Genomic DNA, 15,325 nt, shown 5'->3' on the forward strand with positions numbered 1-15,325 from the left:
TCCATCCTCATGGGTGAAGACGTCGACGCCCGCCGCAGCTTCATCACCCGCAACGCCAAAGACGTTCGCTTCCTTGACGTTTAGCCTTCTCACTCAAACGAGGACTACATGACTGACACCACGCTGCCTCCGGGCGACGAAGCCGGCGACCGCATCGAACCGGTCGACATCCAGCAGGAGATGCAGCGCAGCTACATCGACTACGCGATGAGCGTGATCGTCGGCCGCGCGCTACCGGAAGTGCGTGACGGCCTCAAGCCGGTGCACCGCCGCGTGCTGTACGCCATGTACGACTCGGGATTCCGCCCGGACCGCAGCCACGCGAAGTCGGCCCGCTCGGTCGCCGAGACGATGGGTAATTACCACCCGCACGGTGACGCGTCGATCTACGACACCTTGGTGCGCATGGCGCAGCCGTGGTCGCTGCGCTACCCGCTGGTCGACGGGCAGGGCAACTTCGGCTCGCCGGGCAACGACCCGCCGGCGGCCATGCGGTACACCGAGGCGCGGCTCACCCCGTTGGCGATGGAAATGCTGCGCGAAATCGACGAGGAGACGGTCGATTTCATCCCGAACTACGACGGCCGGGTGCAGGAACCGACCGTGCTGCCCAGCAGGTTCCCGAACCTGCTGGCCAACGGGTCCGGCGGCATCGCGGTCGGCATGGCCACCAACATCCCGCCGCACAACCTGCGTGAGCTGGCCGAGGCCGTCTACTGGTGCCTGGACAACCACGAGGCCGACGAGGAGGCCACGCTGGCCGCGGTGTGCGAGCGGGTCAAGGGCCCGGACTTCCCCACCCACGGTCTGATCGTCGGCTCGCAAGGCATCCACGACGCCTACACCACCGGCCGCGGCTCCATCCGGATGCGCGGAGTCGTTGAGGTGGAAGAGGATTCGCGAGGCCGCACCTCTTTGGTGATCACCGAGCTGCCGTATCAGGTCAACCACGACAACTTCATCACCTCGATCGCCGAGCAGGTGCGCGACGGCCGGCTGGCCGGCATCTCCAACATCGAGGACCAGTCCAGCGACCGCGTCGGGCTGCGCATCGTCGTGGAGATCAAACGCGACGCCGTGGCCAAGGTCGTGCTGAACAACCTCTACAAGCACACCCAGCTGCAAACCAGCTTCGGCGCCAACATGCTCTCGATCGTCGACGGGGTGCCCCGCACGCTGCGCCTCGACCAGATGATCCGCTACTACGTCGCCCATCAGCTTGACGTCATCGTCCGGCGCACCACCTACCGGCTGCGTAAGGCCAACGAGCGCGCGCACATCTTGCGCGGTCTGGTCAAAGCCCTCGACGCCCTCGACGAGGTCATCGCGTTGATCCGGGCGTCGGAGACCGTCGACATCGCCCGCACCGGCCTGATCGAGTTGCTCGACATCGACGAGATCCAGGCGCAGGCCATCCTGGACATGCAGCTACGGCGCCTGGCGGCGTTGGAGCGGCAGCGCATCATCGACGACCTGGCCAAGATCGAGGCCGAGATCGCCGACCTCGAGGACATCCTGGCCAAGCCCGAGCGGCAGCGCGCCATCGTCCGCGACGAGCTTGCCGAGATCGCCGACAAGCACGGCGACGACCGGCGCACCCGCATCATCGCCGCCGACGGCGAGGTCAACGACGAGGACCTCATCGCCCGCGAGGACGTCGTCGTCACCATCACCGAGACCGGCTACGCCAAGCGCACCAAGACCGACCTGTACCGCAGCCAGAAGCGCGGCGGCAAGGGCGTGCAGGGCGCGGGATTGAAGCAGGACGACATCGTGCGGCACTTCTTCGTCTGCTCGACGCACGACTGGATCCTGTTCTTCACCACCCAGGGCCGGGTCTACCGGGCGAAGGCGTACGAGTTGCCGGAGGCGTCGCGCACCGCCCGCGGCCAGCACGTCGCGAACCTGCTGGCGTTCCAGCCCGAGGAGCGCATCGCCCAGGTGATCCAGATCAAGGGCTACGAGGACGCGCCCTATCTGGTGCTGGCCACCCGCAACGGGCTGGTCAAGAAGACCAAGCTGACCGACTTCGACTCCAACCGCTCGGGCGGCATCGTGGCTATCAACCTGCGCGACACCGACGAGTTGGTGGGCGCGGTGCTGTGCTCGTCGCAGGAAGACCTGCTGCTGGTGTCGGCCAACGGCCAGTCGATCAGGTTCTCCGCGACCGACGAGGCGCTGCGGCCGATGGGCCGCGCCACCTCCGGCGTGCAGGGCATGCGGTTCAACGCCGACGATTACCTGTTGTCGCTCAACGTGATTCGCGAGGGTACTTACCTGCTGGTGGCCACGTCGGGCGGCTACGCCAAGCGCACCGCGATCGAGGAGTACCCGGTGCAGGGTCGCGGCGGGAAGGGCGTGCTGACGGTGATGTTCGACCGACGCCGCGGCAAGCTGGTTGGCGCCCTGATCGTCGACGACGACAGCGAGCTGTACGCCATCACCTCGGGCGGCGGCGTGATCCGCACCGCGGCGCGCCAAGTCCGCAAGGCGGGACGCCAGACCAAGGGTGTCCGGCTGATGAACCTGGGCGACGGTGACGAGCTGCTGGCGATCGCGCGCAACGCCGAGGAAAACGCCGACGAGGTGGTCGAGGAGGCGGCCGGCGCCGAGCCGTCGGACAGCTAGCCGTGGGCAAGGAACTACACTCGGCCCGATGACCATGCGGGCCGCCGTGCGGCCCGGTAGGAGATCAAAGGAGTCGGGGTGACCTCACCGAACGAGCCGGGCGCCCCCAAGAAGGGCGACGGCCTCAATGGGGACGGTTCGGCCGAGCGGGCCGGCGTCCACCGCGCCGCACCGCCCACCCAAACGGGACGCACGCCGGACGCCGCGGACGCACCGCCGTGGCAGCGCAGCGGCGCCCGGCCCGCGCCCCACCGGCAGAGCGAGCCGCCCACCTCGGGCCCGGGCGGGGCCGACGCCCGGTTGAACCGTTTCATCTCCGGCTCCGGCGCTCCCGGCGGGTCGAAGAGCGCACCCTACGACGCCGACGCCGGCCGCGGCGACGCCGCGCCACCCGCCGAGGCCTACGCGAGCGAGCTGCCCGACCTGTCCGGCGGCGTGCCCCGCGGCGCGCAGCGCAAGGCCGCGCCCGACCGCGGCGCGGAGGCGACCAGCGGATCAGCCCGCGCGGCGGCCGCGGAGAACCGGGAGGCCCGCGACAGCCGGGTCCAGGTGTCGCGGCGCACTCGCGGGCCGGTGCGGGCCAGCATGCAGATCCGCCGCATCGACCCGTGGAGCACCCTGAAGGTGTCGCTGCTGCTCTCGGTGGCCCTGTTCTTCGTGTGGATGATCGCGGTCGCGTTCCTGTACCTGGTGCTGGGCGGCATGGGCGTGTGGTCGAAGCTGAACAGCAACGTCGGTGACCTGCTGAACAACACCAGCGGCAGCAGCGGCGAACTGGTGTCCAGCGGCACCATCTTCGGGGGCGCCGTCCTCATCGGCCTGGTGAACATCGTGCTGCTCACCGCGGCGGCCACCATCGCCGCGTTTGTCTACAACCTGGCGACCGACCTGATCGGCGGCATCGAAGTGACCCTGGCGGACCGCGACTAGGATTTTTGGGAGTACGGCGGCCGTTGCGGTAATCTCGTCGCTCGGCCGTATGCGATACGGGCCTATAGCTCAGGCGGTTAGAGCGCTTCGCTGATAACGAAGAGGTCGGAGGTTCGAGTCCTCCTAGGCCCACCACCATGTGCCCGTCAAGACGCTGCGTAAGACTCGTATTGCCCCTGACCGTGGCAGCGGTGCTGGCAGCGGCGATGCGGTCACGGCGCGGGGTCGAGGTATGGCACGTGGCGGTGGACGACCCGTCGGGTCGGCCGCCTGCTGATCGGTAGAGGGGCCTTAGCTCAGTTGGTAGAGCACCGCCTTTGCAAGGCGGGTGTCAGGGGTTCGATTCCCCTAGGCTCCACAAGCCCGGCGCGCGCCGCTACCGTGGCGGTATGCCCGACGACGACGCTCCCACCTGGACCTTCGTCGCGGCGCCAGCCGGAACCGCCCCCGGCGTCGTCTCAATGGTCGGCTATCGCGCCCTGGCCAGTCCTCCCGAGATCCATCGCGGCCTACCGTCGCCAACCCTCACCTTCATCGTCAGCCTCGACGAGGGCTTACGGGCGGCCAACAGTCGTGACGCGCTCGGTGTTGGCCAACCCGTTCCCGTGCTGTTGAGCGGATTGCAAGACAGCGTGGCGCACGTGCGGCAGCAGCGCGGTCAGGCCGGTGTGCAACTGGCGGTGCATCCCCTCGCCGCGCGGGCGCTCTTCGGTGCGCCGAGCGCGGAGTTGAACATCCCCGACTTCGACGGCAGCGCCTTGCTGGGCCGCCGGGCCGCCGAATTGCATGAGCGCGTGGCCGCCACGCCGGACTGGGACCAGTCGTTCGCCACCATCGCGACGTTTCTGCGAGAGGGGCTCGACAGGCGTGGCGGTGGGTCGGTGCGCCCGGAGGTCCGGCACGCCTGGCATCTGCTGGGCCGCACGTGGGGCCGCATGCCGGCAAACGCGGTGGCCGACCGGGTCGGCCTCACGCCGCGCCATTTGACCACTCTCTTCCAGCGGGAGGTCGGCCGTTCGCCGAAGGCAGTCGCCCTCCTGATGCGATTCCACCGCGCGAGGTCGCTGCTCGCCGATGCGGCCCGGCGCGGGCCGCTCGAGCTGTCGACGATCGCCGTCGACGCGGGGTACAGCGACCAGGCCCACCTCACCCGCGAATTCACCCGGTTCGCGGGGACGCCGCCGCGCCGCTGGCTGGCGGAGGAGTTCCGAAACATTCAAGACGGCGGCCACCGCATCAGCTCAGACTGCGATCATGACTGCCTCGAATCCAAGTGTCTGGCTGACGCTGCAAGCTCATGACGCGCCGCGACTGATCGACTACTACCGTGCCACGTTGGGATTCGTCCTCGCTGCGCGGTACGGCGATGGCGACACCGTCGACCACGCTCAGCTCAATTGGCCTGAGGGCAGTGGCGCGATCATGCTCGGCAGCCACAACCCCGACGCGGCCCATTCGCGCGAACCCGGCACGGCGGGGGCCTATGTCGTCACCGCCGACCCGGCAGGGCTGTACGCGCGCATCGTGGAGCGAAACGCTGACATCGTGCGTCCACTCAGCGAGACATGTTACGGCGCAAGGGAATTCATGGTGCGCGACCCGGAGGGCAACCTATGGTCATTCGGCGACTATCCCGGGGCGCCATGCCCCACGACGGCCTGACGCCATGCGCGCGACACACATCACCGCAAACCTCGTGACCGCCGACATCGAAGGCGCCGAGGCCTTCTACCGCGACTATCTGGGGCTCAGCGAGGAGGAATTCAATCTGGGCTGGGTGGTCCGCTACACCTGTCCCCAGACGCGGGTGAGCGTCCAGCTCGTCACCCGCGACGCCACCGCCTCCGAAGATCCGGTGATCTCGGTGCACACAACCGACGTCGAAGCCGCCTACGCCGAAGCGCGGGAACGCGGCTATGAAATCGTGCACCCCCTCACGACCGAGCCGTGGGGAGTGCATCGCTTCTTCGTCCGCGCGCCGAATGGCGCCGTCATCAACATCGTGGGACACCCCGACTGAGCGAATGGGGTGGCCGACTGCCCGACCTAAGGACGCGGCTGCACGTCGACGCTCGGCGGGCGCGGAGAGAGCTCTTGCGGGCCCGAGCGCGTCGAGCGGCGAACCACACTGAACGCGACGGCGCCGCCGGCGAGCACGGCGACGGCCGCTCCCCCGACGATCCACGCGCGCCTGCCACGGCGCTGAGAACGGCGGGCCTGCTGTAGCGCCTGGGGCAGCCCGGTGACGACCTGCTGCGCGGCGGCCAGCTCCTGGGAAAGGGTCTCCTGCGCCGCGGCCAGCTCACGGGCCAGCCGGCCTTCCCGGTAACGGCGACGAAGCTGCGCCGCGGCCGACTGCGCGGATTGTGCACCCAAACCGAGGGCGCCGCGGGTCAGGTCGACCGGCCCCACTGTCGAATAGGTGAGGCCGCGGGTGAGTCGTTGCCGCGGCGTCAGCCGGGATTCCGTCTTTGCGCGCATCTGCCGCCTTTCTGCGCCGCCACAACATCTTTGCGAGGTTTGCGGTCACGCTAGCCCAGCGGCGAAACGAACCGCCAGCATGGGGCCGTCGGCGTGGCCAACCGCGCCGGGTGACCGGCACCGGGTGCGGGCCGCCGCATGCCTAGTGGCAGACTCTCATCCCGTGACCAACAGCCCCAATCAGACCGCGACCGCCACACTGCACACCAACCGCGGCGACATCAAGGTTGCCCTGTTCGGAAACCACGCCCCCAAGACCGTCGCCAACTTCGTCGGCCTGGCCCAGGGCACCAAGGAGTACTCGACCCAGAACGCGTCGGGAGGCTCCTCGGGCCCGTTCTACGACGGCGCGGTCTTCCACCGGGTGATCCGGGGCTTCATGATCCAGGGCGGCGACCCGACCGGGACCGGTCGCGGCGGCCCGGGCTACAAGTTCGCCGACGAGTTCCACCCCGAGCTGCAATTCGACAAGCCCTACCTGCTGGCCATGGCCAACGCCGGCCCCGGCACCAACGGCTCGCAGTTCTTCATCACCGTCGGTGAGACCCCGCACCTGAACCGCCGCCACACCATCTTCGGCGAGGTCACCGACCCGGAGTCCCAGAAGGTGGTGGACACCATCGCCACGACCTCCACCGACGGCAACGACCGCCCCACCGAGGCGGTCGTCATCGAGTCGATCACCATCTCCTAAATCTCCCAGCTCTCCCCTGCGCCGCCGCGGGCCGCTCAGCGCTGCTGACGGCCCGCGTACCCGGCGTCCGTGAGCGCGTCGAGTACGTCCAACGGGTCCGTGCCGAGGTCCCAGCGGGAGAACAAGACGAGGTCTCCCCCGGCGGTCTCGACCTCGAGCAGCCGTACCTTGCGCGCATAGCGGCGGAACTCCGTGATGCGGATGATCTTGATGTCGTCGCGTCGTAATACCTGCGTCTTGAACCAGCCGCGGATCGCGAGGCCGGCCTCGGTGATTGCCAGTTTTGGACGCGCGTGCCAAGAACCGCCGGCAAACACCAGCAGCCCGGCCGCGGCAATCCCGGTCAGAAGGCGCCCCGGCCCGTCTGTGACCACCGTCACACAGGCGGTAGCCATCAACAGACCCACAACGCCGCAACCAGCGATTCCCGCGGGATGCGGCTCCCAGTGTGTTTGCTGCATGTGCCCCTCCACCCTCCTCACCACGGGCAACGCGCTTATCCACAAGCGCTATGCACAGTGGGGATAAATCACACGCGTGTGATTGGGTCCTCCACAGGTTGCTGGCGCGGCGGCGCGACGGGCGGGAAATGAATTCATCGGCCCCGCCGCGTCGCTCAGTGCCAGCGCATGGTGAGCAACAAGCCGGTAATCATGAAGGCGAACGCGATCGCGTAGTTCCACGGGCCTAATTGAGCCATCCAGTTCAACGCCGTCGGGGCCTGCGTGCCCACGGCGGCCAACTGAAACACCATCAGCCAGACCAGGCCGATCAGCATGAGGCCGATGAAGAGCGCCACGAACCACACGCTCGACGGCCCCACCTTCACCTTCACCGGCGTGCGGCTGACCGCGCGGACGGTGAAGTCGTTTTTCTTGCGGACCTTCGACTTGGGCATGACTACCTCGGGGATGACCTCGACGACACGGGGAACGGGGCGGGGTGCGACGATAAGACCGCTCGTGCACCCAAACTTGGCTACGAGACTAACCCACCTGGCCGCGCGACCAGGAAACGGAGAGCCGATGAGCGAGACGCGGCGTTCCCCGTGGCGGTTCGGCGTCCCGGTGGTCTGCCTGCTGGCCGGCGTGCTGCTCGCCGCCACGCACGGGGTGTCGGGTGGCGCGGAGATCAGGCGCAGCGACGCCCCGCGGCTGGTCGACCTGGTTCGGGAAGCGCAGTCGTCGGTCAACGGGCTCAGCGCCCAGCGCGACGAGCTGGCCCGCAAGATCGACGCGGCGCACGGGCGGTCGTCGGACGCCGCGCTGGCGGCCATGCTGCGGCGCTCCGCCGAGCTCGCCGCCGAGGCGGACATGACCCCGGTGCACGGGCCGGGCCTGGTGGTGACGCTGGAAGACGCGCAGCGCGACGCCAACGGCCGCTTCCCGCGCGACGCCTCCCCCGACGACCTGGTGGTGCACCAGCAGGACATCCAGGCGGTGCTCAACGCGTTGTGGAGCGCCGGCGCCGAGGCCATCCAGATGCAGGACCAGCGCCTGATCGCCACGTCCATGCCGCGCTGCGTGGGCAACACCCTCCTGCTCAACGGCCGCACCTACAGCCCGCCGTACACGATCACCGCGATCGGCAACTCGGCGGCCATGCAGGCCGCGCTCGCCGCCGCCCCGCTGGTCGTCCTCTACAAGCAGTACGTCGTGCGATTCGGGCTCGGCTACAGCGAACAGGTCAAGCCCGACGTGCAGCTCGTCGGCCACTTCGAACCCGATCGGCTGCACTTCGCCCAGGCGGCGGGTCCCATCGACCACTGAACCCGGTGCCCGCCGCGGCGGACGGTAACCTGGCACGATGCGGATTCTGGTCGTCGACAACTACGACAGCTTCGTGTTCAACCTGGTCCAGTACCTGGGGCAGCTGGGCGTCGAGGCCGAGGTACGGCGCAACGACGACGACCGCTTGACCGACCAGACCGCCATCGCCGAGCAATTCGACGGCGTGCTGCTCAGCCCCGGCCCGGGCACCCCCGAACGCGCCGGCGCGTCGATCGGGCTGGTCCGCGCGTGCGCCGCCGCGAGCACTCCCCTGCTCGGGGTGTGCCTGGGGCACCAGGCCATCGGGGTGGCCTTCGGCGCAACCGTGGACCGCGCCCCCGAGCTGCTGCACGGCAAGACCAGCAGCGTGCTCCACACCAATGCCGGTGTGCTGCAAGGACTTCCGGAGCCGTTCACGGCCACCCGGTACCACTCGCTGACCATCCTGCCCGAGTCGCTGCCGCCGGTGCTCGAGGTGACCGCGCAGACCCAGAGCGGCGTGATCATGGGCGTGCGCCACACCGATCTGCCGATTCACGGCGTTCAGTTCCACCCGGAGTCGATCCTCACCGAGGGCGGCCACCGGATGCTGGCGAACTGGCTGGCGTACTGCGGCTGGGTGCGCGACGACACCCTGGTGCGACGGCTCGAGAACGACGTCCGCGCCGCCGTGCGCCCCTACTTCCCGGACCCGGCGGCTACTGACCGAACTTCAGCGTGATGATGCCGTCGCGGTTGACGCCGGACCCGGCCGGCGGATTCTGATACACCACCCGGTGTGACTGGGAGCCGCCCGCGTCCACGTCGGCGCCCTTGTCCAGGATCCCCGTCCAGCCGAGGGCGCGCAGCCGCGGCTCGGCGTCCGTCCAGAACATCCCGCTCAGGTCGGGCATCACGAACTGGTTGCCCTTGGACACCTGCAGCTCGATGATCGAGTCCACCGGGACCGTCTGACCCTTGGGCGGGTTGGTGCCGATCACCTCACCGGCCGGGCGCGGGCTGTCCACGGGCGCCTGCGCCAGCTTGGTGAACCCGTAGACCGTCAGGTTCTTCTGCGCGACGTCGACGGTCTGGCCCGCGACGTCGGGCACCTGCTTGGTCTCCGGCCCGGAGCCGACGATCACCGTGATCACGTTGGTGATCGCCGAGGTCTGGTTGGCCGGCGGGTTGGTCCCGATCACCTTGCCGAGCAACTCGGGCGTCGACGGCGAGTTCGCCTGCTTGAACTTGCTGAACCCGGCGGCCTTGAGCTTGGTGACGGCGTCGGCGTAGCTCAGCGACGACACGTCCGGCACCTCGCGCTGCTCGGGGCCGGTGGAGACGTTGATGGTGATCTCGTCGCCCGCGCCGACGGACGCGTTGGCGCCCGGGTCGGTGCCGATGACATGGTCGGGCGGGATCGCGGAGTCCGGCTTTTGCAGTGTGCGGGTCTTGAAGCCACGGTTCTGCAGCGCGGCGATGGCATCGGCCGACACCTGGCCACGCACGTCGGGGACCTGCACGTCGCGGGTGGTGCCGCCGAAGGTGTTGAACGCGATGACGACGACGATCGTCAACACCGCCAGCGCGGCGACCGCCACGATCCAGCGGCCCACCGAGCCGCCGCCGTCCTCATCGCCGACACGCTCCAGGGGCTGGCGGGGCAGCGGATCGGTGCGCGGCCCGGGGAAGGCGCCGCCGGTCGACAGCAACGAAGTCCGCTCGGCGTCGGTCAGGACCTTGGGCGCCTCGGGCCGCTCCCCGTTGTGCACACGCACCAGGTCCGTGCGCATCTCGGCGGCCGTCTGGTAGCGGTTGTCCGGGTTCTTCGCGAGCGCCTTGAGGACGACGGCGTCGAGGTCGGCGGAGATGCCCTCGTGGCGCTGCGACGGCGGGATCGGATCCTCGCGGACGTGCTGGTAGGCGACCGCCACGGGCGAATCGCCAGTGAAAGGTGGCTCGCCCGTGAGGATTTCGTAGAGCACGCAGCCTAGCGAGTACACGTCGGAGCGGGCGTCGACGGTGTCGCCGCGGGCCTGCTCGGGCGACAGATACTGCGCGGTACCGATCACCGCGGCGGTTTGGGTGACGCTGTTGCCGCTGTCGGCGATGGCGCGGGCGATCCCGAAGTCCATCACCTTCACCGCGTTGGTGTGCGAGATCATGATGTTCGCGGGCTTGACGTCGCGGTGGATGATGCCGTTCTGGTGGCTGAAGTTCAGCGCCTGGCAGGCGTCGGCGATGATCTCGATGGCCCGCCGCGGCGGCAGCGGCCCGTCGTTGTGGACGATGTCGCGCAGGGTCACCCCGTCGACGTACTCCATCACGATGTAGGGCAGCGGGCCGGTCGGCGTCTCCGCCTCGCCGGTGTCGTACACCGCCACGATCGACGGGTGGTTCAGCGCGGCGGCGTTCTGGGCCTCCCGCCGGAAGCGTAGGTAGAAGCTCGGGTCGCGGGCCAGGTCGGCGCGCAGCACCTTCACCGCGACGTCGCGGTGCAAGCGGACGTCGCGGGCCAGGTGGACCTCGGACATGCCTCCGAAGCCGAGGATCTCGCCGAGCTCGTAGCGGTCGGACAGGTGCTGCGGGGTGGTCATTGCGGTGTCTCGGGTCGGTCCGGCCAGCGGATGTGGAAGGCAGCGCCGGCGCCGCTGGGCGTCTTGCTCGCCGGCGGCGCCGATGCGGGAGGAGTGCCCGTGTCGGTCACCGTGGGCGGTTGCTGCTGTTGGTTGGCGCGGGAGTTGATGACGATGAGCACCGCGATGATGATCGCGAGCGCGCCCAGCACGCCCGCGGCCCACAGCAGCGCGCGCTGCCCCGAGGAGAAGGTGCGCCGCGCCGGCGGCGGCCGGTGGCTCCCGGTGGCCGGCCGGGAGCGGCGGGCCGGGGCGGCGCGACCGCCGGTGGCCACCGCGGGCGCCCGGGTGGTGGGGCTGGACGGAACCACCGCCGGGGAGGCGCGGCCGGCGGGCGGCGACTGGCTCGGCCGCGGCGGCCGACGCCCGGCCCGCACGGCGGCCACCGCGTCGGCGAACGGACCGCCGCTGCGGTAGCGCATCGCCGGGTTCTTCACCAGCGTGATCTCGATCAGCTCGCGCACGTTGGGCGGCAGCTCGGCGGGCAGCGGCGGCGGGGGCTCCTTGATGTGCTTCATCGCCACGGTCAGCGCCCCGTCGCCGGTGAACGGCCGCTTGCCCGACACCACCTCGTAGCCGACGACGCCCAACGAATAGACGTCGCTCGAGGGGGTCGCGTCGTGGCCCAGGGCCTGTTCGGGCGCGATGTACTGGGCGGTGCCCATGACCATGCCGGTCTGGGTCACCGGGGCGGCGTCGACCGCCTTGGCGATACCGAAGTCGGTGATCTTCACCTGGCCGGTCGGGGTGATCAGGATGTTCCCGGGCTTGACGTCGCGGTGCACCAGGCCGGCGGCGTGGGCCACCTGCAGCGCGCGGCCGGTCTGCTCCAGCATGTCCAGCGCGTGCCGCAGCGAGAGCCGGCCGGTGCGCTTGAGCACCGAGTTCAGCGGTTCGCCGTTGACCAGCTCCATCACCAGGTAGGCGGTGCGGCCCTCACCGTCGAGCTGGCTCTCGCCGTAGTCGTGCACCTGGGCGATGCCCGGGTGGTTGAGCATCGCCGTCGTCCGCGCCTCCGCGCGGAACCGCTCGATGAACTCCGGGTCCTGGGAGAACTCCTGCTTGAGGACCTTGACGGCCACCCGGCGACCCAACCGGCTGTCGACGGCTTCCCACACCTGTCCCATGCCGCCGGTGGCGATCAGGCGCTGCAGCCGGTACCTGCCGGACAGCGTCACCCCAACTCGCGGGCTCATGGTCCTCCCTGTAGCGCAGCCTGGATGACGGCCCGCCCGATCGGCGCGGCGAGTGCACCCCCCGTCGCGGACAGGCGGTCGGCGCCATTCTCCACCAACACCGCCACGGCGACCTTCGGGGCCTGGGCGGGCGCGAACGCGATGTACCACGCGTGCGGCGGTGTGTGACGCGGGTCGGTGCCATGCTCCGCGGTACCCGTCTTGGATGCGATCTGCACGCCGGGAATGGCCCCTTTCTGCTGTGCGAACTTCTCGGCGCCGACCATCAGTTCTGTTAGCTTAGCGGCGACCTGCGGCGACACCGCGCGCCGCTGCTCATACGGGGCGGTCGTGCTGATGGTGGCCAGGTCCGGCCCCTTGAGGCTGTCGATCAGATATGGCTGCATCGTGACGCCGTCGTTGGCGATGGTCGCCGCGATCTCGGCGTTTTGCAGCGGGGTGAGCGCCACGTCCTTCTGACCGATGCTCGACATCCCGAGCGCGGCCGCGTCCGGGATGATCCCGACGGTGGATTCGGCCACCTGCAGCGGGATCACGCTGGGCGTCGTGTCCAGCCCGAACGAGTGCGCCATGTTGCGCAGGGCGTCGGACCCGGTGAGGATGCCCAGCTGGACGAACGCGGTGTTGCACGACTGCGCGAAGGCCTGTTGCAGCGACACGGTCGGCTGGTCACCGCAGGCTTGCCCGCCGTAGTTCTCCAGCGTGGCGGTGCTGCCGGGCAGCGGGATGGACGACGCCGCGGTGAGCTGTTCGGTGTCGCTGGCGCCGGCCTGCAATGCGGCCGCGGTGGTGATCACCTTGAAGGTGGAGCCGGGTGGGTAGGTCTCCGCGATGGCGCGGTTGGTCAGCGGGCTGTCGGGGTTGTCGCGCAGCCGCTGCCACGCCTGGGCCTGCACCTCCGGGTCGTGCGAGGACAGCAGGTTCGGGTCATACGACGGTGACGACACCATCGCCAGGATCTTGCCGGTCGAGGGCTCGAGGGCGACGACGGCGCCCTTGCACGCCGGGCCGCCGCAGCCCTGCTGCAGGCCGTCCCACGCGGCCTGCTGGACGCGGGGCTTGATCGTGGTGTCGACGTTGCCGCCGCGCGGGTCGCGACCGGTGAAGAAGTCGGCCAGCCGCCGACCGAACAGCCGCTCGTCGGAGCCGTTCAGCAGCGCGTCCTCAGCGCGTTCCAGGCCGCTGCTCGAGTAGCGCAGCGAATAGAAGCCGGTGATCGGCGCGTAGGCCAAGGGATTGGGATACACCCGCAAGAAGCGGAACCGGTTGTCGGTGGCCACCGAGTACGCCAACAGTTGGCCGCCCGCCACGATCTGGCCGCGTTGCCGCGAGTACTCGTCAAGCAGCACCCGCTGGTTGCGCGGGTCGGCGCGCAGGGAGTCGGCGGCGAACACTTGCGTCATGGTCGCGTTGAGCAGCAGCAGCACGATCAACGCCATGACGGTAATCGAGATACGCCGCAGGGAGGCGTTCATACTTTCTCGATCACCTCGGTGCCGGCCGCGGCGATCGGCTCGGTGTTGCGCGCGCGGGTGCGTAACGGCCGCCGGGCGCTGTGCGAGATGCGGGCCAGGATGGCCAACAGCACGTAATTGGCCAGCAGCGACGACCCGCCGTAGGACATCCACGGCGTGGTCAGCCCGGTCAGCGGGATCAGCTGGGTGACGCCGCCGACGACGATGAACAGCTGAATGGCCAACGTGGACGCCAGCCCCGCGGCCAGCAGCTTACCGAAGCTGTCCCGGGTGGCGATCGCCGTGCGCAGGCCCCGCACGATCACGATGGTGTAGAGCATCAGGATGCTGGCCAACCCGACCAGGCCGAGCTCCTCACCGAACGCCGCGATGATGAAGTCGGTGGAGGCGGCCGGCACGGTGTCGGGTTGGCCGTTGCCCAGCCCGGTGCCGAAGATGCCGCCGGTGGCGAAGCTGAACAACGACTGCACGATCTGGTAACCGCTGCCGTCGGGGTCGGAGAACGGATCCCACCACATCTGCACGCGCACCCGAACGTGGCTGAAGATGAAGTACGCGATCACGCTCCCGACGGCGAACAGCGTCAGGCCCAGCACCACCCAGCTGAAGCGCTGCGTGGCCAGATAGACCACCACCAGAAACGACGCGTAGAGCAAAAGCGATGTGCCCAAATCCTTTTCGAAGGTCATCACACCGATCGAGATGATCCAGGCCGCCAACAGCGGCGCGAGGTCGCGCGGCCGCGGCAGGGTCAGCCCCATGAAATGCTTACCGGCGCTGGTGAACAGTCCCCGTTTGGCGATCAGCACCGCCGAGAAGAAGATCAGCAACAGGATCTTGGAGAACTCGGCGGGCTGGATCGAGAAGCCGGGGAAGCGAATCCAGATCTTGGCGCCGTTCTGCTCGGACAGCGCCGCCGGCAGCAGGGCGGGAATCGACAGGAATAGCAGCCCCGTGATCCCGCAGATGTAGCCATAGCGGGCCAGTTGCCGGTGGTCTTTCAAGAAGGTGACCACCAGGGCGAAGGTGACGACGCCGATCAGGGTCCACAGCATCTGTTGGGTCGCGCTGGGGTGATGCCGGCCGCTGAGCTGGTTGTTGACCAGATCCAGCCGGTGAATCATCACCAACCCAAGTCCGTTGAGGAGCGCGACAATTGGCAACAGCAGCGGGTCGGTGTAGGGCGCGAAACGCCGGATGGCGACGTGCGCCGACCCGAAAGCGAGCAAGAACGCCAACCCATAGCTGGTCACGTTCCAGCTCAGGCCGCGGTCCTGGTTGGCCTCCACGATGAGCAACGCCGCGACGGTGATCAGCGCGGCGAAGAACAGCAGCGCCAGCTCGGCGTTGCGCCGGGTGGGCAAGGGAGGCGTGACCGCGACCGGCGGCTGGACTTGGGTGGTCATGCCACCGTCCGGCAGTCGGTACCCGGTTGAAGCGGGGGCGCGGGAAGCGCGGTCACCGTCTGCGAAGTGGTCGTCGGACCGGCCGGTGCGGGGGCCGCCGGGCTGGGGAGCGCAGAGGCGCTGGGCGGCGG

General features: G+C 69.2%; 16 protein-coding genes and 2 tRNA genes. 11 read left to right on the forward strand and 7 right to left on the reverse strand.

Annotated elements, in window-relative coordinates; translation table 11 throughout:
* The 8 genes from A5700_RS27440 to A5700_RS16365 all read left to right on the forward strand — a co-directional run.
* The coding region (locus A5700_RS27440; RefSeq protein WP_369828278.1) for a hypothetical protein at positions 1-84 on the forward strand (84 nt) is incomplete at its 5' end.
* 24 nt (positions 85-108) lie between these two features.
* Positions 109-2,628 carry a DNA gyrase subunit A gene (gene gyrA, locus A5700_RS16335; RefSeq protein WP_068067797.1) on the forward strand — a complete coding sequence of 840 codons (2,520 nt, stop codon included), beginning with the start codon at positions 109-111 and terminating at the stop codon, positions 2,626-2,628.
* A gap of 78 nt (positions 2,629-2,706) precedes the next feature.
* On the forward strand, positions 2,707-3,558 hold the full coding sequence (locus A5700_RS16340; protein WP_068067800.1) for a DUF3566 domain-containing protein: 852 nt from the start codon (positions 2,707-2,709) through the stop codon (positions 3,556-3,558).
* Between the two features lie 58 nt (positions 3,559-3,616).
* Positions 3,617-3,693, forward strand: a tRNA-Ile gene (locus tag A5700_RS16345).
* Positions 3,694-3,843: 150 nt separating this feature from the next.
* Positions 3,844-3,916: transfer RNA gene (locus A5700_RS16350), tRNA-Ala, on the forward strand.
* A gap of 31 nt (positions 3,917-3,947) precedes the next feature.
* A complete protein-coding gene (locus tag A5700_RS16355) occupies positions 3,948-4,859 on the forward strand; it encodes a helix-turn-helix domain-containing protein (protein ID WP_082959633.1) in 912 nt (303 codons plus the stop codon).
* Positions 4,813-5,220, forward strand: a complete 408-nt coding sequence (locus A5700_RS16360; protein ID WP_068067803.1) for a VOC family protein — start codon at positions 4,813-4,815, stop codon at positions 5,218-5,220. Before A5700_RS16355 ends, A5700_RS16360 begins: the two co-directional genes overlap by 47 nt.
* A 4-nt stretch (positions 5,221-5,224) precedes the next feature.
* Positions 5,225-5,578: a VOC family protein gene (locus A5700_RS16365; RefSeq protein ID WP_068067805.1), complete on the forward strand. Its 354-nt coding sequence runs from the start codon at positions 5,225-5,227 to the stop codon at positions 5,576-5,578.
* Positions 5,579-5,604: 26 nt separating this feature from the next.
* Here A5700_RS16365 and cwsA read toward each other — a convergent pair whose 3' ends face one another.
* Entirely contained in the window at positions 5,605-6,039 is a 435-nt protein-coding gene (cwsA, locus tag A5700_RS16370; protein WP_068067807.1) for a cell wall synthesis protein CwsA, read from the reverse strand.
* Between the two features lie 145 nt (positions 6,040-6,184).
* Between cwsA and A5700_RS16375 the strand changes: the two genes are divergently transcribed.
* Positions 6,185-6,733 (forward strand): peptidylprolyl isomerase, encoded by a 549-nt coding sequence (locus A5700_RS16375; RefSeq protein ID WP_068067810.1) that lies wholly within the window; start codon positions 6,185-6,187, stop codon positions 6,731-6,733.
* A 35-nt stretch (positions 6,734-6,768) separates the two neighbouring features.
* On the opposite strand, the gene A5700_RS16380 is transcribed toward A5700_RS16375, so the two are convergent.
* Both A5700_RS16380 and crgA read right to left on the reverse strand, forming a co-directional pair.
* Entirely contained in the window at positions 6,769-7,194 is a 426-nt protein-coding gene (locus A5700_RS16380; protein WP_068067837.1) for a PH domain-containing protein, read from the reverse strand.
* A 155-nt stretch (positions 7,195-7,349) separates the two neighbouring features.
* Positions 7,350-7,631, reverse strand: coding sequence for a cell division protein CrgA (gene crgA, locus A5700_RS16385; protein ID WP_068067813.1), 282 nt, complete (start codon positions 7,629-7,631; stop codon positions 7,350-7,352).
* Positions 7,632-7,758: 127 nt separating this feature from the next.
* Here crgA and A5700_RS16390 point away from each other — a divergent pair, with 127 nt between their 5' ends.
* Positions 7,759-8,502, forward strand: a complete 744-nt coding sequence (locus A5700_RS16390) for a DUF881 domain-containing protein (RefSeq protein ID WP_068067816.1) — start codon at positions 7,759-7,761, stop codon at positions 8,500-8,502.
* Positions 8,503-8,539: 37 nt separating this feature from the next.
* On the forward strand, positions 8,540-9,223 hold the full coding sequence (locus tag A5700_RS16395) for an aminodeoxychorismate/anthranilate synthase component II (protein ID WP_068067818.1): 684 nt from the start codon (positions 8,540-8,542) through the stop codon (positions 9,221-9,223).
* On the opposite strand, the gene pknB is transcribed toward A5700_RS16395, so the two are convergent.
* The 4 genes from pknB to A5700_RS16415 are packed head-to-tail and all read right to left on the reverse strand — an operon-like array spanning position 9,201 to position 15,194.
* Positions 9,201-11,078: a Stk1 family PASTA domain-containing Ser/Thr kinase gene (gene pknB, locus A5700_RS16400; protein ID WP_068067821.1), complete on the reverse strand. Its 1,878-nt coding sequence runs from the start codon at positions 11,076-11,078 to the stop codon at positions 9,201-9,203. The two genes, A5700_RS16395 and pknB, sit on opposite strands and share 23 nt — an antisense overlap.
* Positions 11,075-12,313 (reverse strand): serine/threonine-protein kinase, encoded by a 1,239-nt coding sequence (locus tag A5700_RS16405; RefSeq protein ID WP_068067824.1) that lies wholly within the window; start codon positions 12,311-12,313, stop codon positions 11,075-11,077. The genes pknB and A5700_RS16405 overlap by 4 nt, the downstream gene beginning before the upstream one ends.
* The gene (gene pbpA / locus A5700_RS16410) at positions 12,310-13,788 is read right to left on the reverse strand and encodes a D,D-transpeptidase PbpA (RefSeq protein WP_068067827.1); all 1,479 of its coding nucleotides are present in this window, start codon (positions 13,786-13,788) and stop codon (positions 12,310-12,312) included. The genes A5700_RS16405 and pbpA overlap by 4 nt, the downstream gene beginning before the upstream one ends.
* A complete protein-coding gene (locus A5700_RS16415) occupies positions 13,785-15,194 on the reverse strand; it encodes an FtsW/RodA/SpoVE family cell cycle protein (protein ID WP_068067831.1) in 1,410 nt (469 codons plus the stop codon). Before A5700_RS16415 ends, pbpA begins: the two co-directional genes overlap by 4 nt.
* Positions 15,195-15,325 lie beyond the last annotated feature (131 nt).

The organism is Mycobacterium sp. E1214 (assembly GCF_001666755.1).
GTDB lineage: Bacteria > Actinomycetota > Actinomycetes > Mycobacteriales > Mycobacteriaceae > Mycobacterium.